The sequence below is a fragment of the Pantoea sp. Z09 genome (assembly GCF_022394795.1).
Lineage (GTDB): Bacteria > Pseudomonadota > Gammaproteobacteria > Enterobacterales > Enterobacteriaceae > Pantoea > Pantoea latae.
The window spans coordinates 3912561-3936811 of sequence record NZ_CP092373.1; the positions used below are offsets into that span (position 1 = coordinate 3912561).

Genomic DNA, 24251 nt, shown 5'->3' on the forward strand with positions numbered 1-24251 from the left:
ATGTCTGAACTGATTACTGTAGCTCGCCCCTACGCCAAAGCAGCTTTTGACTTTGCTGTTGAGCATCAAAGTATCGAACGCTGGCAATCTATGCTGGCGTTTGCCGCGACCGTAGCACGCAATGAGCAAATGGCCGATCTTCTCTCTGGCGCGCTGGCGCCGGAAGCGTTGTCGGCTTCTTTCATTGCCGTCTGCGGCGATCAATTAGATGAGCAGGGCCAGAACCTGATTAAGGTGATGGCTGAGAACGGACGTTTGACCGCGCTTCCGGCTGTACTGGAGCAGTTCATTCAACTGCGCGACGCCTATGAGGCGACGGCGGAAGTTGACGTGATTTCCGCCAGTACGCTGAGTGACAGCCAGCTGACCAAAATCAGCGCCGCGATGGAAAAACGTCTGTCACGCAAAGTTAAGCTGAATTGCAAAATTGATAAGTCTGTCATGGCAGGCGTGATCATCCGTGCGGGTGATCTGGTGATTGATGGCAGCGTGCGCGGCCGTCTTGAGCGTCTGGCAGACGCCTTGCAGTCTTAAGGGGACTGGAGCATATGCAACTGAATTCCACCGAAATCAGCGAACTGATCAAGCAGCGCATTGCTCAGTTCAATGTCGTGAGCGAAGCTCACAACGAAGGTACTATCGTCTCTGTAAGCGACGGTATCATCCGCGTACACGGCCTGGCCGATGTGATGCAGGGTGAGATGATCGCCCTGCCGGGCAACCGTTACGCTATCGCCCTGAACCTCGAGCGCGACTCTGTCGGCGCCGTGGTAATGGGTCCGTACGCTGACCTCGCCGAAGGCATGAAGGTCAAGTGTACTGGCCGTATTCTGGAAGTGCCGGTCGGTCGTGGCCTGCTGGGCCGCGTGGTGAACACCCTGGGTGCACCCATCGACGGCAAAGGCGCGATCGACAACGACGGCTTCTCGCCGGTTGAAGTGATCGCACCGGGCGTTATCGACCGTCAGTCAGTCGACGAGCCGGTTCAGACCGGTTACAAATCTGTCGATGCGATGATTCCAATCGGTCGTGGCCAGCGTGAGCTGATCATCGGCGACCGTCAGACCGGTAAAACCGCGCTGGCGATCGACGCCATCATCAACCAGCGCGATTCCGGCATCAAGTGCGTCTACGTCGCAATTGGCCAGAAAGCCTCTACCATCGCCAACGTGGTGCGTAAGCTGGAAGAACACAACGCGCTGTCGAACACCATCGTGGTGGTCGCGTCCGCGTCTGAATCCGCTGCACTGCAGTACCTGGCGCCCTACTCCGGCTGCGCCATGGGCGAATACTTCCGCGACCGCGGCGAAGATGCGCTGATCGTATACGATGACCTCTCTAAGCAGGCTGTCGCTTACCGTCAGATCTCTCTGCTGCTGCGCCGTCCGCCGGGCCGTGAAGCGTTCCCGGGCGACGTGTTCTATCTCCACTCTCGTCTGCTGGAGCGTGCGTCACGCGTAAGCGCTGACTACGTTGAGCGTTTCACCAACGGCGAAGTGAAAGGTAAAACCGGTTCACTGACCGCGCTGCCGATCATCGAAACCCAGGCGGGCGACGTTTCCGCGTTCGTTCCGACCAACGTAATCTCGATTACCGACGGTCAGATCTTCCTGGAATCGAACCTGTTCAACTCCGGTATTCGTCCGGCGGTTAACCCAGGTATCTCCGTATCGCGCGTTGGTGGTGCTGCTCAGACCAAGATCATCAAGAAACTGTCTGGCGGCATCCGTACCGCGCTGGCGCAGTATCGTGAGCTGGCGGCGTTCTCGCAGTTCGCTTCCGATCTGGATGACGCGACCCGCAAACAGCTGAGCCACGGTCAGAAAGTGACCGAGCTGCTGAAACAGAAACAGTATGCGCCGATGTCTGTCGCGCAGCAGGGTCTGGTGCTGTTTGCTGCTGAGCGCGGCTACCTGAACGACGTTGAACTGGCGAAGATCCTGAGCTTCGAAGCTGCGCTGCTGGCGTTCGCAGACCGCGACCACGCCGAGCTGATGCAGGAAATCAACCAAACTGGTAACTACAACAACGACATCGAAGCCAAGCTGAAAGGCCTGCTCGATACGTTTAAAGCAACCCAGTCCTGGTAATGTCTGGCGGCCTGTCTGAAAAGGCAGGCCGCAAGGCTTTGAGGAGAAGCTTATGGCCGGCGCAAAAGAGATACGTAACAAGATTGGAAGCGTGAAAAACACGCAGAAAATCACCAAAGCGATGGAAATGGTCGCCGCCTCCAAAATGCGTAAAACGCAGGAACGCATGGCGGCCAGCCGTCCGTATGCAGATACCATGCGCAAAGTGATCGGTCACCTTGCGTTAGGTAATCTGGAATACAAGCACCCTTACCTGCAAGAGCGCGACGTTAAGCGCGTCGGCTACCTGGTCGTTTCCACTGACCGCGGGCTTTGTGGTGGTTTGAACATTAACCTGTTCAAAAAATTGCTGGCAGATATGAAGGCCTGGTCCGATAAAGGCGTACAGAGCGATCTGTCGATCATCGGCTCCAAAGGTCTGGCGTTCTTCGGCTCCGTAGGCGGCAACATCGTGGCTCAGGTCACCGGCATGGGCGACAAACCTGCCCTGTCCGATCTGATTGGCCCGGTAAAAGTGATGTTGCAGGCTTACGACGAAGGGCGTATCGACAAGCTCTATGTCGTCAGCAACAAGTTCAATAACACCATGTCTCAGACTCCGACCATTACCCAACTGCTGCCGTTACCGCCAGCGGAAGGTGAAGAAGAGATGAAGGCGAAGACCTGGGATTACCTGTACGAACCCGATCCGAAAGCGCTGCTGGATACCCTGCTGCGTCGTTATGTCGAATCGCAGGTTTATCAGGGTGTGGTGGAAAACCTGGCCAGTGAGCAGGCCGCACGTATGGTGGCGATGAAAGCCGCAACCGACAACGGCGGAAATCTGATCAAAGAGCTGCAGTTGGTGTACAACAAAGCTCGTCAGGCCAGCATCACCCAGGAACTCACCGAGATCGTCTCGGGAGCCTCCGCGGTTTAACCAGGTAAGAATTAGGTAGAGGATTCAAGATGGCAGCTGGAAAGATTGTCCAGATTATCGGCGCCGTAGTTGACGTCGAATTCCCTCAGGACGCGGTACCGCAAGTGTACAACGCCCTTGAGGTTAAGAATGGTGATGCTCGTCTGGTGCTGGAAGTTCAGCAGCAGCTGGGCGGCGGCGTGGTGCGTACCATCGCCATGGGCTCTTCTGATGGCCTGAAGCGCGGTCTGGAAGTTGTTGACCTGAAAAAACCGATCCAGGTTCCGGTGGGTAAAGCCACCCTCGGCCGTATCATGAACGTGCTGGGCGAGCCGATCGACATGAAAGGCGACATCAAAGAAGAAGACGGCAGCGCAGTAGAGATCTCCTCTATTCACCGCGCGGCGCCTTCTTATGAAGATCAGTCTAACTCGCAGGAACTGCTGGAAACCGGCATCAAGGTTATCGACCTGATGTGTCCGTTCGCCAAAGGCGGTAAAGTCGGCCTGTTCGGCGGCGCGGGCGTAGGTAAAACCGTAAACATGATGGAGCTGATCCGTAACATCGCGGCTGAGCACTCAGGTTACTCGGTATTTGCCGGCGTGGGCGAGCGTACTCGTGAGGGTAACGACTTCTATCACGAGATGACCGATTCCAACGTAATCGACAAAGTTGCGCTGGTGTATGGCCAGATGAACGAGCCGCCGGGTAACCGTCTGCGCGTCGCACTGACCGGTCTGACCATGGCGGAAAAATTCCGTGATGAAGGCCGCGACGTTCTGCTGTTCATCGACAACATCTATCGTTATACCCTGGCCGGTACGGAAGTTTCCGCACTGCTGGGTCGTATGCCGTCAGCAGTAGGCTACCAGCCGACGCTGGCCGAAGAGATGGGCGTGCTGCAGGAGCGTATTACCTCCACCCGCACCGGTTCAATCACCTCCGTACAGGCCGTTTACGTTCCTGCGGATGACTTGACTGACCCGTCGCCGGCGACCACCTTCGCCCACCTGGACTCAACCGTTACCCTGAGCCGTCAGATCGCCTCTCTGGGTATCTACCCGGCCGTTGACCCGCTGGACTCCACCAGCCGTCAGCTGGATCCGCTGGTGGTTGGCCAGGAGCACTACGACGTTGCGCGCGGCGTGCAGTCTCTGCTGCAGCGCTACCAGGAACTGAAAGACATCATCGCCATCCTCGGTATGGACGAGCTGTCTGAAGACGACAAACTGCTGGTGGCACGCGCGCGTAAGATCCAGCGCTTCCTGTCTCAGCCGTTCTTCGTAGCCGAAGTCTTCACCGGTTCACCAGGTAAGTACGTTACGCTGAAAGACACTATCCGTGGCTTTAAAGGCATTATGGACGGCGAGTTCGACCATCTGCCAGAGCAGGCTTTCTACATGGTCGGCGCTATCGAAGAAGCCGTGGAAAAAGCGAAGAAACTGTAATAGCGGTTTCCCGGGAGGACAGATATGGCTATGACTTATCACCTGGACGTCGTCAGCGCGGAGAAACAGCTTTTCTCTGGCCTGGTGCAGAAAATTCAGGTGTCAGGTAGCGAAGGCGAACTGGGGATCTTCCCTGGCCACGCGCCGCTGCTGACTGCCATCAAGCCTGGAATGATCCGTATCGTGAAGCAGCACGGCGAAGAGGAGTTTATTTACCTCTCTGGCGGCGTGCTGGAAGTGCAGCCGGGCAGCACCACCGTTCTGGCCGATACCGCTATCCGCGGGACCGACCTGGACGAAGCGCGTGCGCTGGAAGCGAAACGCAAAGCAGAAGAGCATATGAACAGCAGCCACGGTGACGTGGACTACGCTCAGGCCTCTGCGGAGCTGGCGAAAGCCATTGCTAAACTGCGCGTGATCGAGCTGACCAAAAAAGCGATGTGATCAGGCTTTATGCGTCACGAAATGCCAGCCCTTCGGGCTGGCATTTTTTTTGTCCGCGCGTTGCTGGCGGCACGCGCCTAATTTCGACCTGAGAAAAATGTAGTAATCTCAGGGGTAAACCGTTTAACTTTCGCATGTCAAAAACTCTGTCAGGATGGTTATGTCTAACAGCGCAATGAGCGTGGTGATCCTTGCTGCCGGCAAGGGCACCCGTATGTATTCCGATCTGCCCAAAGTTCTGCACACCCTTGCAGGCAAGCCCATGGTTCAGCACGTGATCGACGCCGCCACCGGCCTCGGCGCGCAGCATATTCATCTGGTCTATGGCCACGGCGGCGACCGCCTGAAGGCGACGCTGACCGAGCCGTCGCTTAACTGGGTGCTGCAGGCGGAGCAGCTGGGCACCGGCCACGCGATGCAGCAGGCGGCGCCCGCCTTCGCCGACGACGAAGATATTCTGATGCTCTACGGCGATGTGCCGCTGATCGCTCAGGAGACGCTGCAGCGCCTGCGCGACGCTAAACCCGAAGGCGGCATCGGCCTGCTGACGGTGGTGCTGGACGACCCGAGCGGCTACGGGCGCATCGTGCGCGAAAAAGAGGCCATTGTCGGCATCGTCGAGCAGAAAGACGCCTCGCCCGACCAGCTGAAAATCACTGAAATCAACACCGGCATCCTGATCGCCAATGGCGGCGACCTGAAGCGCTGGCTGGCGCAGCTCACCAACAACAACGCGCAGGGCGAATACTACATCACCGATATTATTGCGCTGGCGCATCAGGAAGGCCGCCGCATCAATGCGGTGCATCCGGCGCGCGCCAGCGAGACCGACGGCGTCAACAACCGCCTGCAGCTGGCAATGCTGGAGCGGGTTTATCAGAGCGAACAGGCGGAAAAACTGCTGCTGGCGGGCGTAATGCTGCGCGATCCGGCGCGCTTCGATCTGCGTGGCGTTTTGCGCCACGGCCGCGACGTCGAGATCGACGTCAATGTCATTATTGAAGGCGAGGTAAAACTGGGCGACCGGGTGAAAATCGGCGCGGGCTGCATCATTAAAAACAGCGTGATTGGCGACGACTGCGAGATCAGCCCCTATTCGGTGATCGAGGATGCGAACCTCGCCGCCGACTGCACCGTCGGGCCTTTTGCCCGTCTGCGTCCCGGCAGCGAGCTGGCGCAGGCCGCGCACGTCGGCAACTTCGTCGAGATGAAAAAGGCGACGCTGGGCAAAGGCTCGAAGGCGGGACATCTGAGCTATCTCGGCGACGCGGAGATTGGCGCCAACGTCAATATCGGCGCGGGCACCATCACCTGCAACTACGACGGCGCCAACAAATCGAAAACGGTCATTGGCGACAACGTCTTCGTCGGCTCCGACACCCAGCTGGTGGCGCCGGTCAACGTAGCGGCGGGCGCCACTATCGCGGCGGGCACCACGGTGATGAAAGACGTGACCGAGGCCGCGCTGGTCTACAACCGTAAAGAGCAGAACAGCAAAGCGAGCTGGCAGCGTCCGGCGAAGAAAAAGTGATTTTTAGCGGCCAGCCGCGTGCTGGCCGCCGCAGTAACACAATAATAATCCCCACTCTCTACAAGGCTCGGGGAGCCCGGCAAAGCCGGTTATCAGGTCGTATGACAACGAAAGATGGCCGAAAGCCATCAGGTCAGGAATAACATTTATGTGTGGAATTGTAGGTGCAGTAGCGCAGCGCGATATCGCAGAGATCCTGCTGGAAGGTCTGCGTCGCCTGGAGTATCGCGGGTATGATTCGGCCGGTCTGGCCGTGGTCGATCGTCAGGGGCACGTGACGCGCCTGCGTCGCGTCGGCAAGGTGCAGATGCTGGCGGAGGCCGCCGAGCAGCAGCCGCTGATCGGCGGCACCGGCATCGCCCATACGCGCTGGGCAACGCACGGCGAACCGTCGGAAGCCAACGCGCATCCGCACGTCTCCGGGCCGATTATCGTGGTGCACAACGGGATTATCGAAAACCATGAGCCGCTGCGCGAAGCGCTGACTGCGCGCGGCTATCGCTTCGTCTCCGAAACCGACACCGAAGTGGTGGCGCATCTGGTGCACTGGGAGCAGAAACAGGGCGGCACGCTGCGCGAAGTGGTGCTGCGCGTTATTCCCCAGCTGCGCGGCGCCTATGGCATGGTGATCATGGACAGCCGCGATCCGTCGCTGCTGGTGGCCGCACGCTCAGGCAGTCCGCTGGTGATTGGCCGCGGCGTCGGTGAGAACTTTATCGCCTCCGATCAGCTGGCGCTGCTGCCGGTGACGCGCCGCTTTATCTATCTGGAAGAGGGCGACATCGCCGAAGTCAGCCGTCGCGACGTCACTATCGTCGATCGCGCGGGCAATGCGGTGCAGCGTGCTGAAATCGAATCGAGCGTGCAGTATGACGCTGGCGATAAAGGCCTTTACCGCCACTATATGCAGAAAGAGATTTATGAACAGCCGATGGCGATTAAAAACACCTTAACCGGTCGTTTCAGCCACGGCGAAGTCGATCTCAGCGAGCTGGGTCCGCACGCTGAAGCGCTGCTGAGCCAGGTCGAGCATATTCAGATCATCGCCTGCGGCACCTCCTATAACTCCGGCATGGTGGCGCGCTACTGGTTTGAGTCGCTGGCGAACATCCCGTGCGACGTCGAGATCGCCTCTGAATTTCGCTACCGCAAATCCGCGGTGCGTAAAAACAGCCTGCTGATCACCCTGTCGCAGTCTGGTGAAACCGCCGATACGCTGGCGGCGCTGCGCCTTTCGAAAGAGCTGGGCTACCTCGGTTCGCTGGCGATCTGCAACGTGGCCGGCTCGTCGCTGGTGCGCGAGTCCGATCTGGCGCTGATGACCAAAGCGGGCACCGAAATCGGCGTCGCCTCGACCAAAGCCTTTACCACCCAGCTGACCGTGCTGCTGATGCTGGTGGCGAAGCTGGGCCGCCTGCGCGGCATGTCGGCAGAGATCGAGCATGATATCGTGCACGGCCTGCAGGCGCTGCCGAGCCGCATCGAGCAGATGCTGGCGCAGGACAAGCGTATCGAACTGCTGGCGGAAGATTTCTCCGACAAGCATCACGCGCTGTTCCTCGGTCGTGGCGATCAGTACCCGATCGCCATGGAAGGGGCGCTCAAGCTGAAAGAGATCTCCTATATCCACGCGGAAGCCTACGCCGCTGGCGAGCTGAAGCACGGCCCGCTGGCGCTGATCGACGCCGATATGCCGGTGATCGTGGTGGCGCCCAACAACGAGCTGCTGGAAAAGCTGAAGTCGAATATTGAAGAGGTGCGCGCGCGCGGCGGCCTGCTGTACGTATTCGCCGATCAGGACGCCGGCTTCAGCGACAGCGACGGCATGAAGATTATCTCCTTGCCGCACGTGGAAGAGGTGATCGCGCCGATCTTCTACACCGTGCCGCTGCAGCTGCTCTCCTATCATGTCGCGCTGATCAAAGGCACCGACGTGGACCAGCCGAGAAACCTGGCGAAGTCCGTTACGGTAGAGTAATTATTTAATTCATTATGTATCCGGTAATAAATGACAGTTATTACCGGATTTTTTATTTCCCCTATTGAAATTCCCTGTTTCTTTTGAAGAAACCTTTCACTGTCCTTAAGTCGCTATTAATTCCACACATATTTTATGTTCGCTTAATTATTCATGTTAGAAGAATGTTGTTTCTGTAATGTCTTTACGGGCATTACCCCGGTTGTTTCTTTTCAAATGAGAAAGCGCTAGTAAGGCAGATAAGATGCGGTACGTACTCCGTATTACATCAAGCGAATGCGCTGTCGTTATATGTGTTTTTTCCTGTTTTGAACGATCATGTTATGGGATTTGTTAATTTTAAATTTAAGGTACTTTTTTAAAAGCGCAAGAGTCTCTTGAGTTTTTCTTCAGCGCAAAGATAATAAGAGAAAAGCGTAATAAAATTACTAATAGTGATATTTATTTTATTGAGAGATTTTTATGCATGGACGCAATGAATATCGGGCAAGTTTGATTCGTATGCTGGCGTGTAGCGCTTTTTTCCGCAGCAGCGCTGGCTTACAGCATCAGCAGAAGGTGCGTCATGCTCTCAGTGACCGTCTGGCTACGTGCCCGCCGCTCCCACCGTTTATCACCCTTACAAGCGTCGCGCTTTATGACCAGGCTGGGTGCCGCTGCAGAAGCTGGATAATCTATCGCAAACATAAGGAAAAGCATTATGAACTGGACGCATGTACTGTTGGCTGGCTACGCAGGAGCCGTGATTTCTGCGGTTGTCGCGCTGATACGTAAAAAAGGCTGGATTGGGCGAATTAGCGCTATCGTACTGACGTTAGCGGCGATTGCGCTCTGGAATGTCATGGATGCATATTATTTAAAAAATCAGGCTAACCAGAATATAGATCAGCAGTTGGATGCTGCCATGGCAAGCATGCCAACCTGGCAGGTGCTAAAAGAGCAGGAGCCGGAAAAGGTGGAGCAAATACGCGCTCAGGCTGCATTGATGATAAAGGCGGGCAAGCGCGAGCAGCAGGTTATTGACTCTATACAGCCGCAAATCCTGGCCATCCAGAAAAATCGGCTGGCATATGCGCCGGACGAACAGGTTGTGGCGGTGATGCAGGTTAATGTTGCTCAAATTGAAGCCGTGCAGCAGGTCAGCGATGATGCCTGCTACCGATTCCTTTTCCCCGAGGTTAAAGGCGGGATAAACCCCACCAAACTTATTCCTCAGACTGTTATGTCGCAGCGAATAAAAGCGGATGTGGCGATGATGCGCGCCGCCTGGGGGCCTGACAAACATATTGTCACTAGCGAAGAGCGGCAGCATGCGCAGCTCAGCGCGCGCAAAGTGATACAAATGATGGTGCCGACATATGGTCAGAACCTGGAAATCTTAAACGATCCGCGCAAAGGAGCGGAGAAAGAAAAGATAACCTGCAATCTCTATAAAGATCTATGGCGCAACGTACTGGCGCTGCCGCAAAACGAAGCCGCAGGTATTATTCGTATGGCGATGACTGCAGAATAGCCGTACAGATTATGGGCGCGACAGTAGTTGATCGCTGAACCGCCCGCTAGACCGCTTTTGTAGCCCGATCACTGTCATAAATCTGTCATATTTCCTACATTTCACTGTCATCAAACTGTCCTATTTTCCCTCCTGCAGCAATCACTGACTCCAACTACAACGGCTTCAAGCCTGAGATAAACTCCCCTGGAGGGAACATGACACTGATGCGTAGCACCGTAGCCCGAATCCTTACCGCCACTCTCGCCGTCAGCGCGGTCTCTGCCTTCGCAGCCACCGATCTGACGGGCGCGGGCGGTACTTTCCCGGCGCCGGTTTATGCCAAGTGGGCAGCAGAATATCAGCAAGCCACCGGTAGCAAAGTTAACTACCAGGGCATTGGTTCATCCGGCGGCGTTAAGCAGATCATCGCAAAAACCGTGGATTTCGGTGCGTCAGATGCGCCGATGAAAGAGGAAGACCTGCAGAAAAACGGCCTGTTTCAGTTCCCGACCGTGATTGGCGGCGTCGTGCTGGCCGTTAACATTCCGGGCGTGAAATCAGGCGGCCTGACCCTTGACGGCAAAACCGTTGGCGACATCTACCTGGGCAACATCAAAAAGTGGAACGACCCGGCTATCGCTAAGCTGAACCCGGGCGTAAAACTGCCAGAGACCAATATCAATGTGGTGCGCCGCGCTGACGGCTCTGGCACCTCTTTCGTCTTCACCAGCTACCTGGCGAAGGTCAACGAAGAGTGGAACAGCAAAATCGGCAAAGGCAACACCGTTAACTGGCCGACCGGTCTGGGCGGCAAAGGCAACGACGGCGTCGCCGCCTTCGTTCAGCGTCTGCCAGGTTCGATCGGCTACGTGGAATACGCCTACGCCAAACAGAACAACCTGACCTACACCAAACTGGTCGACGCCGACGGCAAGCCGGTCGCGCCGAGCGAAACCAGCTTCTCTAACGCGGCGAAAGGCGCGGACTGGAGTAAATCCTTCGCGCAGGACCTGACCTTCCAGAAAGGCAACGATGCGTGGCCGATCACCTCCACTACCTTCATTCTGGTCTACAAAGATCAGGCGAATGCTGAGAAGGGCAGCGAAGTGCTGAAATTCTTCGACTGGGCCTACAAAAACGGCGACAAAACTGCGACCAGCCTGGATTACGCTACCCTGCCGGAGAGCGTAACGCAGCAGATCCGCGACGCCTGGAAAGCCAATATCAAAGACAGTTCAGGCAAAGCGCTGTACCAGTAAGCGAACAACTCCGGCCGGACGCGCGTCCGGCCAGATCGACGGGCGGCCTCGCGCCGCCCTGACAACTTCTGAAGAATGAGACTTCTATGGCTGCAACGAAGCCGGCATTCAAAGCCCCCGGTAAGCAAGGTGACATGATTTTCGGCGCGCTGGTTAAACTGGCTGCGCTGATTGTTCTGTTGCTGTTGGGCGGCATTATCGTCTCCCTGATTTTCTCCTCCTGGCCAAGCATCCAGAAATTTGGTTTTTCCTTCTTGTGGAACAAAACCTGGGATGCGCCTAACGAAGAATTTGGCGCGCTGGTGCCGATTTACGGCACCCTCGTGACCTCGCTGATTGCGTTAATCATCGCCGTGCCGGTGAGCTTCGGCATCGCGCTGTTTCTGACCGAACTCTCGCCCGGCTGGCTGCGTCGTCCGCTCGGCACCGCCATTGAGCTGCTGGCGGCGATCCCCAGCATCGTTTACGGCATGTGGGGCCTGTTTATCTTCGCGCCGCTGTTTGCTGAGTATTTCCAGACGCCGGTCGGCGAGGTGATGTCGACCATTCCGTTCGTCGGCGCGCTCTTTTCCGGGCCGGCCTTCGGCATCGGCATTCTGGCGGCGGGCGTGATTCTGGCGATCATGATCATTCCTTACATCGCCTCGGTGATGCGCGACGTGTTCGAACAGACGCCGGTGATGATGAAAGAGTCCGCCTACGGCATCGGCTGCACCACCTGGGAAGTGATCTGGCGCATCGTGCTGCCGTTCACCAAAAACGGCGTGATTGGCGGCGTGATGCTCGGCCTCGGGCGCGCCCTCGGCGAAACCATGGCGGTGACCTTTATTATCGGCAACACCTACCAGCTCGACAGCCCTTCGCTGTTTATGCCGGGCAACAGCATCACCTCCGCGCTGGCGAACGAGTTCGCCGAAGCTGAATCGGGCGTGCATGTCGCCGCGCTGATGGAGCTGGGGCTGATCCTGTTTGTTATTACCTTTATCGTGCTGGCGATTTCCAAATTAATGATCCTGCGCCTCGCGAAACGTGAAGGAGCGCGCTCATGACGACGATTGAACTGCAGGCTCGCGCCGAACTCAACGCCTCGCGCCGCAAAATGCAGGCGTGGCGCAGCACCAAGAACAAGATCGCGCTGGCGCTGTCGCTGCTGACCATGGCCTTTGGCCTGTTCTGGCTGGTATGGATCCTCTTCACCACCGTCACGCGCGGCGTAGACGGGCTGAGCTGGTCGCTGTTCACCGAATCGACGCCGCCGCCCAACACCGCCGGCGGCGGGCTGGCCAACGCCCTGGCGGGCAGCGGCCTGCTGATTCTGTGGTCGACGGTGATTGGCACGCCGCTGGGCATTCTGGCGGGCGTCTATCTGGCGGAATATGGCCGCAAGTCGGCGCTGGCGGAAGTGATCCGCTTTATTAACGATATTCTGCTCTCGGCGCCGTCGATCGTGGTCGGCCTGTTTGTCTACACCATCGTAGTGGCGCAGATGCAGCACTTCTCCGGCTGGGCGGGCGTGATTGCGCTGGCGCTGCTGCAGATCCCTATCGTAATCCGCACCACAGAAAACATGCTGCGGCTGGTGCCGGACAGCATGCGTGAAGCGGCCTACGCGCTCGGCACGCCGAAGTGGAAGATGATCTCCGCCATTACGCTGAAGGCGTCAGTGTCGGGCATCCTGACCGGCGTGCTGCTGGCGATCGCCCGTATCGCGGGGGAAACCGCGCCGCTGCTGTTTACCGCGCTGTCGAATCAGTTCTGGTCCACCGATATGATGCAGCCGCTGGCGAACCTGCCGGTCACCATCTTTAAGTTCGCGATGAGCCCCTTTGCCGAGTGGCAGAGCCTGGCCTGGGCGGGCGTGCTGATTATCACGCTCTGCGTGCTGCTGCTGAATATCCTGGCGCGCGTGATCTTCACCAAGAGCAAAAACAGCTAACCTTCGGCGCTGCTCCGGCGGCGCCGTTTAAGAGAGACGAGCAATGAGCATCGCGACTTCCAACAGCGGTAAAATTCAGGTTCGCAACCTGAACTTCTATTACGGCAAATTTCACGCGCTGAAGAACATCAACCTGGATATCGCGAAGAACCAGGTCACCGCGTTTATCGGTCCGTCAGGCTGCGGCAAATCGACCCTGCTGCGCACCTTTAACAAAATGTATTCGCTCTATCCCGATCAGCGCGCCGAAGGCGACATTCTGCTGGATGGCGACAATATTCTCGCCTCCAGCCAGGATATCGCCCTGCTGCGCGCCCGCGTCGGCATGGTGTTTCAGAAACCGACGCCGTTCCCGATGTCGATCTACGACAATATCGCCTTTGGCGTGCGTCTGTTTGAAAAGCTGTCGCGCGCCGATATGGACGAGCGCGTGCAGTGGGCGCTGAGCAAGGCGGCGCTGTGGAACGAAACCAAAGACAAGCTGCATCAGAGCGGTTACAGTCTCTCCGGCGGTCAGCAGCAGCGCCTGTGCATCGCGCGCGGCATCGCCATTCGCCCGGAAGTGCTGCTGCTGGACGAGCCCTGCTCCGCGCTCGACCCCATCTCGACCGGCCGCATTGAAGAGCTGATCACCGAACTGAAGCAGGACTACACCGTGGTGATCGTCACGCATAATATGCAGCAGGCGGCGCGCTGCTCCGACCATACCGCCTTTATGTATCTGGGCGAGCTGATTGAATTCAGCGACACCGATCGCCTGTTCACCAAACCGGCGCAGAAGCAGACCGAAGATTACATTACCGGCCGCTACGGCTGATTTTCAGGAGATAGCCATGGATAACCTCAATCTGAACAAACATATCTCCGGTCAGTTCAATGCGGAGCTGGAACACATTCGCACCCAGGTGATGATCATGGGCGGCATGGTGGAGCAGCAGCTGACCGACGCCATCACCGCAATGCATAACCTTGACGGCGAACTGGCGCAGCGCGTGATCGACGGCGACCAGAAGGTCAATATGATGGAAGTGGAGATCGATGAGGCCTGCGTGCGCATCATCGCCAAGCGCCAGCCCACCGCCAGCGACCTGCGCCTGGTGATGGCGATCATCAAGACCATCTCCGAACTGGAACGCATCGGTGACGTGGCGGAAAAAATCAGCCGCACCGCGCTGGAGAAGTTCGGCCAGCAGCATATGCCGCTGCTGGTGAGCCTGGAGTCGCTGGGACGTCATACCGTCGAGATGCTGCATGACGTGCTGGACGCCTTTGCGCGCATGGATCTCAACGAAGCGATTCAGATCTACCGCGAAGATAAAAAGGTCGATAAAGAGTATGAAGGCATTGTGCGCCAGCTGATGACCTACATGATGGAAGATCCGCGCACCATTCCGAGCGTGCTGACCGCGCTGTTCTGCGCCCGCGCCATCGAGCGTATCGGCGACCGCTGTCAGAACATCTGCGAAATTATCTTCTATTTCGTCAAAGGTCAGGACTTCCGCCACGTCGGCGGCGATAAGCTGGACGAGCTGCTCTCCGGCGACGACGGCTCCAACAAACCCTCCTGATTATCCTCCGCCGTGCGCCGCCTGGTGCACGGCTCGCCGCTTTTTCTGTCACACGCAACCGTTTCCTTTATATACTTGGCGCACTTTTTCTCGATTAAGGTGCTGATTCATGTCTCTTTCCCGCAGTAAGCAGAGCGTAACGCCGGCGAAGGCGATGCTGGCCGCGGTCAGCGGTTACGCCATGGATGGGTTCGATCTGCTGATCCTGGGGTTTATGCTGCCGGCGATTAGCCTGTCGCTGGCGCTGGATCCGTCGCAGGCGGGTTCGCTGGTCACCTGGACGCTGATCGGCGCGGTGATCGGCGGCATTCTGTTCGGCCATCTCAGCGATCGCTTTGGCCGCATTCGCATTCTCACCGCTACCATTCTGATGTTCTCGGTTTTCACCGGGCTGTGCGCAGTGGCGCAGGGCTACTGGGATCTGCTGGCGTATCGCACGCTGGCGGGCATGGGGCTGGGGGGCGAGTTTGGTATCGGCATGGCGCTGATCGCCGAGGCCTGGCCGGCGGAAAAGCGCAACCGCGCCTCGGCGTGGGTCGGCATCGGCTGGCAGCTCGGCGTGCTGCTGGCGGCCTTTATCACTCCGCCGCTGCTGGGCGTCATCGGCTGGCGCGGCATGTTTCTGGTTGGCCTGCTGCCCGCGCTCTTTTCCTTTATGCTGCGGCGCAGCATGGGCGAGCCGGAGGCCTTTACCCGTCAGGCGCAGAGCGCGCCGTCGCTGTCGTTCGCCGCGCGCCTGAAAATGCTGGTGCAGGATCGCGCCACGGCGAAAGCGAGCCTCGGCATCTTTATCCTGACCTCGGTGCAGAACTTCGGTTATTACGGGCTAATGATCTGGATGCCGAGCTATCTCTCGGCTAACTTCGGCTTTAGCCTGACCAAATCGGGCCTGTGGACCGCGGTCACCGTGGTCGGCATGACCTTCGGCATCTGGCTGTTCGGCGTGCTGGCGGATCGCTTTGCGCGCTGGAAGATTTTCCTGCTCTATCAGTTCGGCGCCGTGGCGATGGTGGTGATTTACGCCCAGCTGCGCGATCCTACCGTGATGCTGTTTACCGGCGCGCTGATGGGGATGTTCGTCAACGGCATGATCGGCGGCTACGGCGCGCTGATCTCCGACACCTTTCCGCCGCAGGCGCGCGCCACGGCGCAGAACGTGTTGTTCAATCTCGGGCGCGGCGTCGGCGGCTTCGGCCCGCTGGTGATTGGTCTGCTGGCGGCGAAGATCTCTTTTGTCGCGGCGATTACCCTGCTGGCGCTGATCTACCTGCTGGATATCGTCGCCACGCTCTTTCTGCTGCCGAAAAAGCAGGGCAACGACGATTCGCTGGGCGCGATTGGGTAAGTCGCAGAGGGTTAGTCGGCGACCAGCTGCCAGCCGCGCGCGCGCCACAGGGCGGGCAGCTCCGCCATATCGGTAAAGCGCGTTACCAGCGGGTGATCGATGTCGGGATTGTGCGCGTCCGCGCAGTAGTAGAAGACCGGGATGCCCGCCGCAATGCCGGAGCGCGCGCCCGCTTCCGAGTCATCCACCAGAATGCAGCGCTCGACCGGCAGCTGCATCTGCCCGGCGGCGTGGTGCATCAGCGCGGGATCGGGCTTCCAGCGTTCGATATCGTAGCCGCTGTAGAGGCGGTCGCGAAACCAGGGCAGCATGCCGGTCAGCCCCAGCGAGTGCTGCATCTTTTTAACCGTGCCGTTGGAGACGACGCACATCGGCACGGTGATTTTCTCCACCAGCGCCTTCGCGCCGGGAATTTCCGTTAGCGACGCGTCGAACAGGCGCGCCACCTCGGCGCGGTAGTCGGTTTCAAACGTCGCCTGCGGCAGCGTGGTGTGATGCCTGTCGGCCACGTCGCGAATAATGTCGTAGAGCTGAACCCCTTTATACCTCTCAAACATCTCCTGCAGGGAGCAGCTGATCCCGTAGCGGGCAAAGGTGTTGACGTAGGCCTCGGTGCAGAGCCGTTCGCTGTCCACCAGGGTCCCGTCGCAGTCAAAAAACACACACTCTACTGACATCTGTCGCCATCCTCTTGTTTTCGGGAGAGCCCACACTTTAACCTAATCACGGCAGATTGCGATCCCGGAAACGGTTGCGAAAAATCATTGTATTGGCGCGGCAAAGCGGTCAGGATACGCGCCGAGTTCTTTTCATCAGGATCGTTGGCATGAGTAAACAAGGCCTTTTGCAGCGCGTTTTTAAGCTGCAGGAACACGGCACCACGGTGCGCACCGAGGTTATCGCCGGTGTCACCACTTTCCTGACGATGGTCTACATCGTCTTCGTTAACCCGCAGATCCTCGGCGTGGCCGGCATGGACACCCAGGCGGTGTTCGTCACCACCTGCCTGATCGCCGCCTTCGGCAGTATTCTGATGGGGCTGTTCGCCAACCTGCCGGTGGCGCTGGCACCGGCGATGGGGCTAAACGCCTTTTTCGCCTTCGTGGTGGTCGGCGCGATGGGCTATTCGTGGCAGGTGGGCATGGGCGCTATTTTCTGGGGCGCGCTGGGCCTGCTGATCCTGACGCTGCTGCGCGTGCGCTACTGGATGATCGCCAATATCCCGCTGAGCCTGCGCGTTGGCATTACCGCCGGCATCGGCTTGTTTATCGCCATGATGGGCCTGAAAAACGCCGGCATTATCGTCGCCAATCCCGATACCATCGCCGCGGTCGGCAATCTGACCTCGCACAGCGTGCTGCTCGGCGCGCTCGGCTTCTTTATTATCGCCATTCTGGCGTCGCGCAATATTCATGCGGCGGTGCTGATCTCAATGGTGATCACCACGGCCATCGGCTGGGCGCTCGGCGACGTCAAATTTGTTGGCGTTTTCTCCGCGCCGCCGGCGATTAACAGCGTGGTTGGCCAGGTGGACATTAAAGGCGCGTTCAATATCGGCATGGCGGGCGTGATCTTCTCCTTTATGCTGGTTAACCTGTTTGACTCTTCCGGCACCCTGATCGGCGTGACCGATAAAGCGGGCCTGACCGATGAGAAAGGCACCTTTCCGCGCATGAAGCAGGCGCTGTTCGTCGACAGCTTCAGCTCGGTAACCGGCGCGCTGGCGGGCACTTCGTCAGTGACCGCTTACATCGAAAGTTCGTCCGGCGTGGCCATCGGCGGCCGCACCGGATTGATGGCGGTGGTGACCGGCGTGCTTTTTCTGCTGGTGATGTTCCTGTCGCCGCTGGCGGCGATGGTGCCGGGCTATGCGGCCGCAGGCGCGCTGATTTACGTTGGCGTGCTGATGACCGCCAGCCTGTCACGCGTGCGCTGGGACGATCTTACTGAAGCGGTGCCGGCTTTCGTCACTGCGGCGATGATGCCGTTCAGCTTTTCGATTACCGAAGGCATTGCGCTGGGCTTTATCGCCTACTGCGTGATGAAGCTGGGCACCGGCCGCTGGCGCGAAATCAGCCCCTGCGTGGTGGTGGTGGCGCTGATGTTCATGTTGAAAATCGCGTTTATCGACGCGCATTAAAGAGAAGGCCGCTATGCGGCCTTTTTTACATCTCTGGCCGGGCGCTGCGCTCCAGCGGCGAGCTGGTCAGCCGCAGCGTGCGCGGCCCGATATTCGGCTTGCTCATCTCTACGTCGCGCAGCGCATGCCACTGCTGTGACGCGTCGACCTCCCACAGGTGCAGACGCTGCGTGGCAGGCGACAGGGCGCATGACCAGACCAGCGTCGGCTCCGCGTCGCACACCGCCTGAATATCGGGGTAGCTCGTCGAGCGCAGACGCCCGGCCGCAGGCTGCAGCCGCAGCGACGCCATATGGTCGTTGCCTTCGCCGGTCAGCTTGAGAATGCTCTGGCGCAGCGTCCAGATCTGCGTCACCGCCTCCATAAAATCCTGCTGCGCATTGATCCAGGCGCGTTCGCCCGAGGTCAGCGCCTGCATCAGCTGCTCCTGCGTCTGACGGCTGTGAGCGCGAACGATCTCCATATCCAGCCCGGCGCGGCCGCCTTCCTCCGCCAGCAGTACGCCGACGATATTGCCAGCATAGGCGATGCTGAAATCAGGCAGATCGCGATCGGCAAAGGCGGGACGGCCATTGCTGTGGGTAACGAGCGTGGGAAGGGTGTGGATGCCGTAAACGCGCAGCATCAACTGCGCCAGCATCAGGCGGGCAATAAGAAAACGTCCACGTCGCTTATCAGGAAGCAGGCGCGCCTGATCGATCACCTCCTGCGGCATGCGCATGGCGTCGGCAACGATGCCAGCATCGCCCATCCAACGTACAAAATGACCCGCCATCTGTCGCTCCGTGAAAATGGTCACTTAATCATCAGGGGCGCATTGTAAGAATTTTCTGAGCACATTGCATCCGGCATGAAACAGAATCGGGCAATATTCAGAATTGACTGATAAAAGCGGCGGGAAGAGAAGAGCCGCTGCGCGCTGGCACAGCGGATGGCGCGTCAGGCAAACTGACAGGCTTGTTCAAAGCGCAGGCGCGGCAGGCGCTGATGCAGTTTTTCCGCATCGCCGTAGCCGAGGTTAATCAACAGATTGACCTGCCAGCTGCTGCCGGCGAAAAACGCCTCGTTGATTTTCGCTGGATCGAAGCCGGACATCGGGCCGGCGTCGAGGCCGAGCGAACGCGCCGCCAGAATCAGATAACCCGCCTGCAGGCTGCTGTTGCGAAAGGCGGTCTCTTTCGCCAGTTCCGGGCTGCCGGTGAACCAGCTGCGCGCGTCAGCGTGCGGAAACAGCTGCGGCAGCTGCTCGTAGAACGCCAGATCGTGAGCCACGATCACCGTCACCGGCGCGGTCATGGTCTTTTCCAGATTGCCAGACGACAGCGCGGGCTTTAGCTTCTCTTTGCCTTCCTGCGAGGTGACGAACACGAAGCGGCCAGGGGAACAGTTGGCCGAGGTTGGGCCCAGCGCGGTCAGCGCGTAGAGCTGCTCCAGCACGCCGGCTTCAAGAGGTTTGTCCTGCCAGTAGCTATGGGTGCGGGCCTGGTTAAAAAGCTGGTCCAGCGCGGATTGGTCGAGCGGGGTCTGCATTCTACTCTCCTTTGTCTGGCGGAAACGGCCGCCTGAGGCTTGTCGTGTCGAAGGCGCATCGGCAAAGCCAACGCGGTCTTCTCTCGTTTATACCCCAAGGGCCGTGCGCCGCCAAATAGCAAAGGCGCAAATAAGCAGAAGCTATGGCGAGGCGATGGTCACTTGCCAATACAGAAGCTGGAGAATATCCGTCCCAGCAGATCGTCAGAGGTAAACTCGCCGGTGATCTCGCTCAGCGCCTGCTGCGCCAGACGCAGCTCTTCCGCCAGCAGTTCGCCCGCCCAGGCGCCCAGCAGCTGCGCCTTGCCCTGCTGTAAATGCGTCGCCGCTAACTCCAGCGCCTGAAGATGACGACGGCGCGCCAGGAAGCCGCCTTCCATATTGCCGGAAAAGCCCATCGACTGTTTCAGATGGTCGCGCAGCGCCTCGACGCCCGCGCCGGTGCGCGCCGAAAGCCGGATCAGTGAGTGGCTGTTCACTTCCGTCAGGCCCAGCGTTTCGCCGGTGACGTCCGCCTTGTTGCGCACCACGGTAATCGGCAGCGCCGCAGGCAGACGCGAAACAAAGTCGGGCCAGATTTGCGCCGCTTCCGTGGCGTCGGTGGTGGTGCCGTCCACCATAAACAGCACGCGATCCGCCTGTTCGATCTCCTGCCAGGCGCGCTCAATGCCGATACGCTCGACCTCGTCACTGGCCTCGCGCAGCCCGGCGGTATCGATGATATGCAGCGGCATGCCGTCGATATGAATATGCTCGCGCAGCACGTCGCGCGTGGTGCCGGCGATATCGGTGACGATCGCCGCGTCGCGGCCGGCCAGCGCGTTGAGCAGGCTCGACTTCCCGGCGTTCGGACGACCCGCGATCACCACCTTCATGCCCTCGCGCAGCAGGCTGCCCTGACGCGCTTCGGCGCGCACGCCATCCAGCTCGACGATCACGTCGTCGAGCTGCGCTTCGATTTTGCCGTCGGAGAGAAAATCGATCTCCTCATCGGGGAAGTCGATAGCCGCCTCGACATAGATGCGCAGGTGAGTAAGGGCTTCCACCAGCTGATTGATGCGGGTGGAGAAAGCGCCCTGCAGCGAGTTCACCGCCGAACGCGCCGCCTGCTCGGAGCTGGCGTCAATCAGATCGGCGATCGCTTCGGCCTGCGCCAGATCGAGCTTGTCATTGAGAAAGGCGCGCTCAGAGAACTCGCCCGGCTGGGCGATGCGTACGCCCGGCAGCGCGACGATGCGTTTCAGCAGCAGATCGAGGATCACCGGGCCGCCGTGGCCCTGCAGCTCCAGCACATCTTCGCCGGTAAAGGAGTTCGGGCCGGGAAACCACAGCGCGATGCCCTGATCCAGCACGCTGCCGTCGGCGTCTTTAAACGGCAGATAGTCGGCGTAGCGCGCCTTCGGCAGTTTGCCGAGCACCTGCTGCGCCACCTCAGCGGCGCGCGCGCCGGAAATACGCAAAATACCGACGCCGCCGCGTCCGGGAGGCGTCGCCTGGGCGACGATAGTATCGCTGTGGCTCATGGGTTTTTCTCTCGCTAAAAAATAAGGCGGTCGTAATGACCGCCTCAGGGTAAACCAGATTGTCAGACGGGCGTAAGCGCGTTACGCCTTCTTCTTGTCGCGGCTGTGCAGACCGCGTTTTTCCAGCCCGCGATAAATCAGCTGCTGCTGGAGAATGGTGACCAGGTTGCTGACGATGTAGTACAGCACCAGACCTGACGGGAACCACAGGAAGAACACGGTAAAGATAACCGGCATATAGGTCATGATCTTCTGCTGCATCGGATCGGTCACGGTGGTCGGTGACATCTTCTGAATGAAGAACATGGTGATGCCCATCAGAATCGGCAGGATGTAGTAGGGGTCCTGCGCCGACAGGTCATGGATCCAGAGTACGAACGGCGCGTGGCGCAGCTCCACCGAACCAGACAGCATGTAGTAAAGCGCAAGGAAGATCGGCATCTGGATAACCAGCGGCAGACAGCCGCCCAGCGGGTTGACCTTCTCCGCTTTATACAGCGCCATCATCTCCTGGCTCTGCTTCTGCTTATCGTCGCCCAGACGCTCGCGCATCGCCTGAATCTTCGGCTGCAGCATACGCATTTTCGCCATCGAGGTGTACTGCGCTTTGGTCAGCGGGTACATGATGCCGCGCACGATAAAGGTGATAACGATAATGGAGAAGCCCCAGTTACCGATAAAGCTGTGGATAAACTTCAGCAGCTTGAACAGCGGCTGAGAGATAAACCACAGCCAGCCGTAGTCGACCGTCAGGTCGAGATGCGGCGCGACGGCAGCCATCTTGTCCTGAATTTCCGGTCCGACCCACAGCGTGGCGCCCAGATCCTGCTGCTGACCCGCCGCCACGGTGACCGGCGCAGATTTATAGCCGATCGCCGCCACGCCGTTGCCCAGGTTGCTGGTGTAGAGCGCGTTGTTGCCAGCGGTGCGCGGCACCCATGCGGTCGCGAAGTACTGCTGCAGCATCGCCACCCAGCCGTTGCTGGTGGTGGTGCTCAGGTTTTCGTTATCCGCGATGGTGTCGAACTTGTACTTTTCGTACTTCTCGTCGCTGGTGGAGTAGGCCGCGCCGCGGAAGGTATGCAGCGCAAAGTTGTTGCTGCCGGTGTCGCGATGCTTAGGCAGATCGATGGTCTGCTTCAGCTGGCCGAACAGCGACACTTCCAGCGGCTGCTGCGTGGTGTTGTTGACGTTGTAGTTCACGTCCACCGCGTACTCGCCGCGCTTGAAGACGAAGGTTTTGGTGTAAACCACGCCGTTTTCCGCGGTGTAGGTCATCGGCACGCGCAGTTCGGTCTGGCCGTCGGCCATTTCGAAGTGATCCTGTGCGGCGGTGAACAGCGGACGCGCGCCGTTGTTCGGGTTATCCGGACCGTTGCGGCCAGTCAGCCCGCTCTGTGCCTGGTAAACGAAGGACGGCGTGGTCTCCAGCAGCTGGAACGGCTGGTCGGAACCCAGTTTGTCCGGGTAGGTCAGCAGCTGTGCTTGCTCGACATCGCCACCGCGGGTGTTGATATTCAATGACAGGACATCAGTCTTAACGGTGATCGTTTTGCCCTGGCCGCTGGCCGGTACGCCCTGGCTGGCGGCATCACCTGCTGCGCTGTTGGTGTTCTGCGTGGTCTGGGTCTGCTGCGGCTGCGGAGCGTGGTCCGTCTGCCAGGCTTGCCAGATCATGAAAGACACGAACAGAAAAGCGATGAGAAAGAGATTGCGTTGCGAATCCATCGTTAATGTTCTCTGGTATCAAAGGTTTTTTGGCGGCACAGGATCGTCACCACCCGGGTTCAAAGGGTGGCATTTTAATACGCGTTTGAGTGTCAACCAACTGCCTTTTATCAGGCCAAACCTGCGTAACGCCTCAATTCCATAATGAGAGCAGGTTGGCTGAAACCGACAGTGTGGTCCCAGCAAGGGGCTGATGCCGCGCTGATAGACGCGGATCAGGACGATCAGGAGCCGCGCGCCAGGCGACAGTGACGACGCCATAACTTCTCCAACGCTTCCGCCAACGTACGGTTGTCGAGGTCGGCAATCCCCTTTTTCGCCACAACGACGAAATCCATCGCCGGCAGTTCATGCTGACGCAGACGAAAGCTTTCACGGGTCAGACGTTTGATCCGGTTGCGTTCGTGCGCGCGCTTGACGTGCTTTTTAGCGACGGTAAGACCGATGCGGGGATGCCCCAGCGAATTAAGGCGGCCGAGGATGGTGATTTGCGGCGTGCCAGCCCGTTGTGGCTGCTGGAAGACGAAAGTGAAATGAGTGGGAGTTAACAAACGTAACTCCCTGGGAAATGCGAGCTTAACCACGAGGGTTAGCTTTTATTACTTAGAAACGGTCAGACGAGAACGGCCTTTAGCACGACGACGTGCCAGAACCTGACGACCATTTTTGGTTGCCATACGAGCACGGAAGCCGTGAGAACGGTTGCGCTTCAGTACGGACGGTTGAAAAGTGCGTTTCATGGCGATTTCTACCTAAACTTGAAAAATTTCACTGGGTGACGCGTTATGTGGGCCAGTAAAACGACCAACGCCTCAATGTGTCTTTAATAAAGAGGCGGGATTGTAATAATTGTACAGTCCGGAGTCAATTTACTTCGCTGGTCGCGGTACCTGGAAACCCGGATACAGCCCGCTGAGTCCGGGCATTGGGCAGAGCGCGACAACGCCGGGGGAAGAATTATACGGCCTCCGCTTTAAAGCGCAAGGATCCTGCGGGATCTTCTTACGATCGGCGGCCTGAAAAAAGAGGCTAAAACGAGAGGTCGCCTGAAAAAGCCCGCTTTTGCCAACGATCCCCGCAGCTTTTTTCGCCAGCAGGCGTAAACTGTTTTACCTGTCCACGGCCTGTGGATAAAAAGGATCAAAACTGTGTAGAAAGTGAAGATCTCTGACTCGCTTTGCGCTATGATCCGCCCTTCCGCTGACGATCCGGTCGCGATCCCAGGGGCGGAAACCGCTGATAGCGGTCGCAGGCGCTTTCTACCGTCTGTGTCAAAAATGAACGTTTCTTTATTAGCGCCTACTATTTCTTATCGATTTTGTACAAGTGGAGTCCGCC

General features: G+C 58.5%; 22 protein-coding genes and 1 pseudogene. 15 read left to right on the forward strand and 8 right to left on the reverse strand.

Annotated elements, in window-relative coordinates:
• From atpH to MC269_RS18705, 14 genes are all read left to right on the forward strand, one after another.
• A complete protein-coding gene (gene atpH / locus MC269_RS18640) occupies positions 1-534 on the forward strand; it encodes a F0F1 ATP synthase subunit delta (protein WP_081140531.1) in 534 nt (177 codons plus the stop codon).
• Positions 535-548: 14 nt separating this feature from the next.
• A complete protein-coding gene (gene atpA / locus MC269_RS18645) occupies positions 549-2090 on the forward strand; it encodes a F0F1 ATP synthase subunit alpha (protein WP_048781249.1) in 1542 nt (513 codons plus the stop codon).
• Between the two features lie 52 nt (positions 2091-2142).
• Entirely contained in the window at positions 2143-3009 is an 867-nt protein-coding gene (atpG, locus tag MC269_RS18650) for a F0F1 ATP synthase subunit gamma (RefSeq protein WP_081140532.1), read from the forward strand.
• A 29-nt stretch (positions 3010-3038) separates the two neighbouring features.
• Entirely contained in the window at positions 3039-4436 is a 1398-nt protein-coding gene (gene atpD, locus MC269_RS18655) for a F0F1 ATP synthase subunit beta (RefSeq protein ID WP_081140533.1), read from the forward strand.
• A 24-nt stretch (positions 4437-4460) separates the two neighbouring features.
• Positions 4461-4880 (forward strand): F0F1 ATP synthase subunit epsilon, encoded by a 420-nt coding sequence (locus tag MC269_RS18660; RefSeq protein ID WP_033755408.1) that lies wholly within the window; start codon positions 4461-4463, stop codon positions 4878-4880.
• A gap of 160 nt (positions 4881-5040) precedes the next feature.
• Positions 5041-6411 (forward strand): bifunctional UDP-N-acetylglucosamine diphosphorylase/glucosamine-1-phosphate N-acetyltransferase GlmU, encoded by a 1371-nt coding sequence (glmU, locus tag MC269_RS18665; protein ID WP_239953286.1) that lies wholly within the window; start codon positions 5041-5043, stop codon positions 6409-6411.
• 148 nt (positions 6412-6559) lie between these two features.
• Positions 6560-8389: a glutamine--fructose-6-phosphate transaminase (isomerizing) gene (glmS, locus tag MC269_RS18670; RefSeq protein ID WP_239953287.1), complete on the forward strand. Its 1830-nt coding sequence runs from the start codon at positions 6560-6562 to the stop codon at positions 8387-8389.
• Between the two features lie 700 nt (positions 8390-9089).
• A complete protein-coding gene (locus MC269_RS18675) occupies positions 9090-9902 on the forward strand; it encodes a topoisomerase II (RefSeq protein ID WP_239953288.1) in 813 nt (270 codons plus the stop codon).
• A gap of 197 nt (positions 9903-10099) precedes the next feature.
• Complete coding sequence (gene pstS / locus MC269_RS18680; RefSeq protein ID WP_081140537.1) at positions 10100-11143, forward strand: phosphate ABC transporter substrate-binding protein PstS; 1044 nt, start codon at positions 10100-10102, stop codon at positions 11141-11143.
• 86 nt (positions 11144-11229) lie between these two features.
• Positions 11230-12192, forward strand: coding sequence for a phosphate ABC transporter permease PstC (pstC, locus tag MC269_RS18685; protein WP_081140538.1), 963 nt, complete (start codon positions 11230-11232; stop codon positions 12190-12192).
• Positions 12189-13079 (forward strand): phosphate ABC transporter permease PstA, encoded by an 891-nt coding sequence (gene pstA, locus MC269_RS18690; protein WP_239953289.1) that lies wholly within the window; start codon positions 12189-12191, stop codon positions 13077-13079. Before pstC ends, pstA begins: the two co-directional genes overlap by 4 nt.
• 43 nt (positions 13080-13122) lie before the next feature.
• Positions 13123-13896 carry a phosphate ABC transporter ATP-binding protein PstB gene (gene pstB, locus MC269_RS18695; RefSeq protein WP_033755421.1) on the forward strand — a complete coding sequence of 258 codons (774 nt, stop codon included), beginning with the start codon at positions 13123-13125 and terminating at the stop codon, positions 13894-13896.
• A 16-nt stretch (positions 13897-13912) separates the two neighbouring features.
• Positions 13913-14647 carry a phosphate signaling complex protein PhoU gene (gene phoU / locus MC269_RS18700; RefSeq protein ID WP_081140541.1) on the forward strand — a complete coding sequence of 245 codons (735 nt, stop codon included), beginning with the start codon at positions 13913-13915 and terminating at the stop codon, positions 14645-14647.
• Positions 14648-14756: 109 nt separating this feature from the next.
• The gene (locus MC269_RS18705; protein ID WP_239953290.1) at positions 14757-15992 is read left to right on the forward strand and encodes an MFS transporter; all 1236 of its coding nucleotides are present in this window, start codon (positions 14757-14759) and stop codon (positions 15990-15992) included.
• Between the two features lie 11 nt (positions 15993-16003).
• Here the strand turns inward: MC269_RS18705 and yieH are convergent, their stop codons facing one another.
• The gene (gene yieH / locus MC269_RS18710) at positions 16004-16669 is read right to left on the reverse strand and encodes a 6-phosphogluconate phosphatase (RefSeq protein ID WP_239953291.1); all 666 of its coding nucleotides are present in this window, start codon (positions 16667-16669) and stop codon (positions 16004-16006) included.
• Positions 16670-16818: 149 nt separating this feature from the next.
• Between yieH and MC269_RS18715 the strand changes: the two genes are divergently transcribed.
• The gene (locus MC269_RS18715) at positions 16819-18132 is read left to right on the forward strand and encodes an NCS2 family permease (RefSeq protein WP_239953292.1); all 1314 of its coding nucleotides are present in this window, start codon (positions 16819-16821) and stop codon (positions 18130-18132) included.
• Between the two features lie 25 nt (positions 18133-18157).
• On the opposite strand, the gene MC269_RS18720 is transcribed toward MC269_RS18715, so the two are convergent.
• The 7 genes and pseudogenes from MC269_RS18720 to rpmH all read right to left on the reverse strand — a co-directional run bounded on the left by MC269_RS18720 (position 18158) and on the right by rpmH (position 23653).
• On the reverse strand, positions 18158-18907 hold the full coding sequence (locus MC269_RS18720; RefSeq protein ID WP_239953293.1) for a 4'-phosphopantetheinyl transferase superfamily protein: 750 nt from the start codon (positions 18905-18907) through the stop codon (positions 18158-18160).
• A gap of 164 nt (positions 18908-19071) precedes the next feature.
• Positions 19072-19662 (reverse strand): malonic semialdehyde reductase, encoded by a 591-nt coding sequence (locus MC269_RS18725; protein WP_239953294.1) that lies wholly within the window; start codon positions 19660-19662, stop codon positions 19072-19074.
• 158 nt (positions 19663-19820) lie between these two features.
• Positions 19821-21185: a tRNA uridine-5-carboxymethylaminomethyl(34) synthesis GTPase MnmE gene (gene mnmE, locus MC269_RS18730; protein WP_239953295.1), complete on the reverse strand. Its 1365-nt coding sequence runs from the start codon at positions 21183-21185 to the stop codon at positions 19821-19823.
• An 81-nt stretch (positions 21186-21266) separates the two neighbouring features.
• Complete coding sequence (gene yidC / locus MC269_RS18735; RefSeq protein WP_081140548.1) at positions 21267-22913, reverse strand: membrane protein insertase YidC; 1647 nt, start codon at positions 22911-22913, stop codon at positions 21267-21269.
• A gap of 2 nt (positions 22914-22915) precedes the next feature.
• Positions 22916-23174, reverse strand: a pseudogene (yidD, locus tag MC269_RS18740) (membrane protein insertion efficiency factor YidD).
• Positions 23138-23497, reverse strand: a complete 360-nt coding sequence (gene rnpA, locus MC269_RS18745) for a ribonuclease P protein component (RefSeq protein ID WP_081140549.1) — start codon at positions 23495-23497, stop codon at positions 23138-23140. Before rnpA ends, yidD begins: the two are co-directional and overlap by 37 nt.
• Before the next feature lie 15 nt (positions 23498-23512).
• Positions 23513-23653: a 50S ribosomal protein L34 gene (gene rpmH / locus MC269_RS18750; RefSeq protein WP_003849659.1), complete on the reverse strand. Its 141-nt coding sequence runs from the start codon at positions 23651-23653 to the stop codon at positions 23513-23515.
• Positions 23654-24251 lie beyond the last annotated feature (598 nt).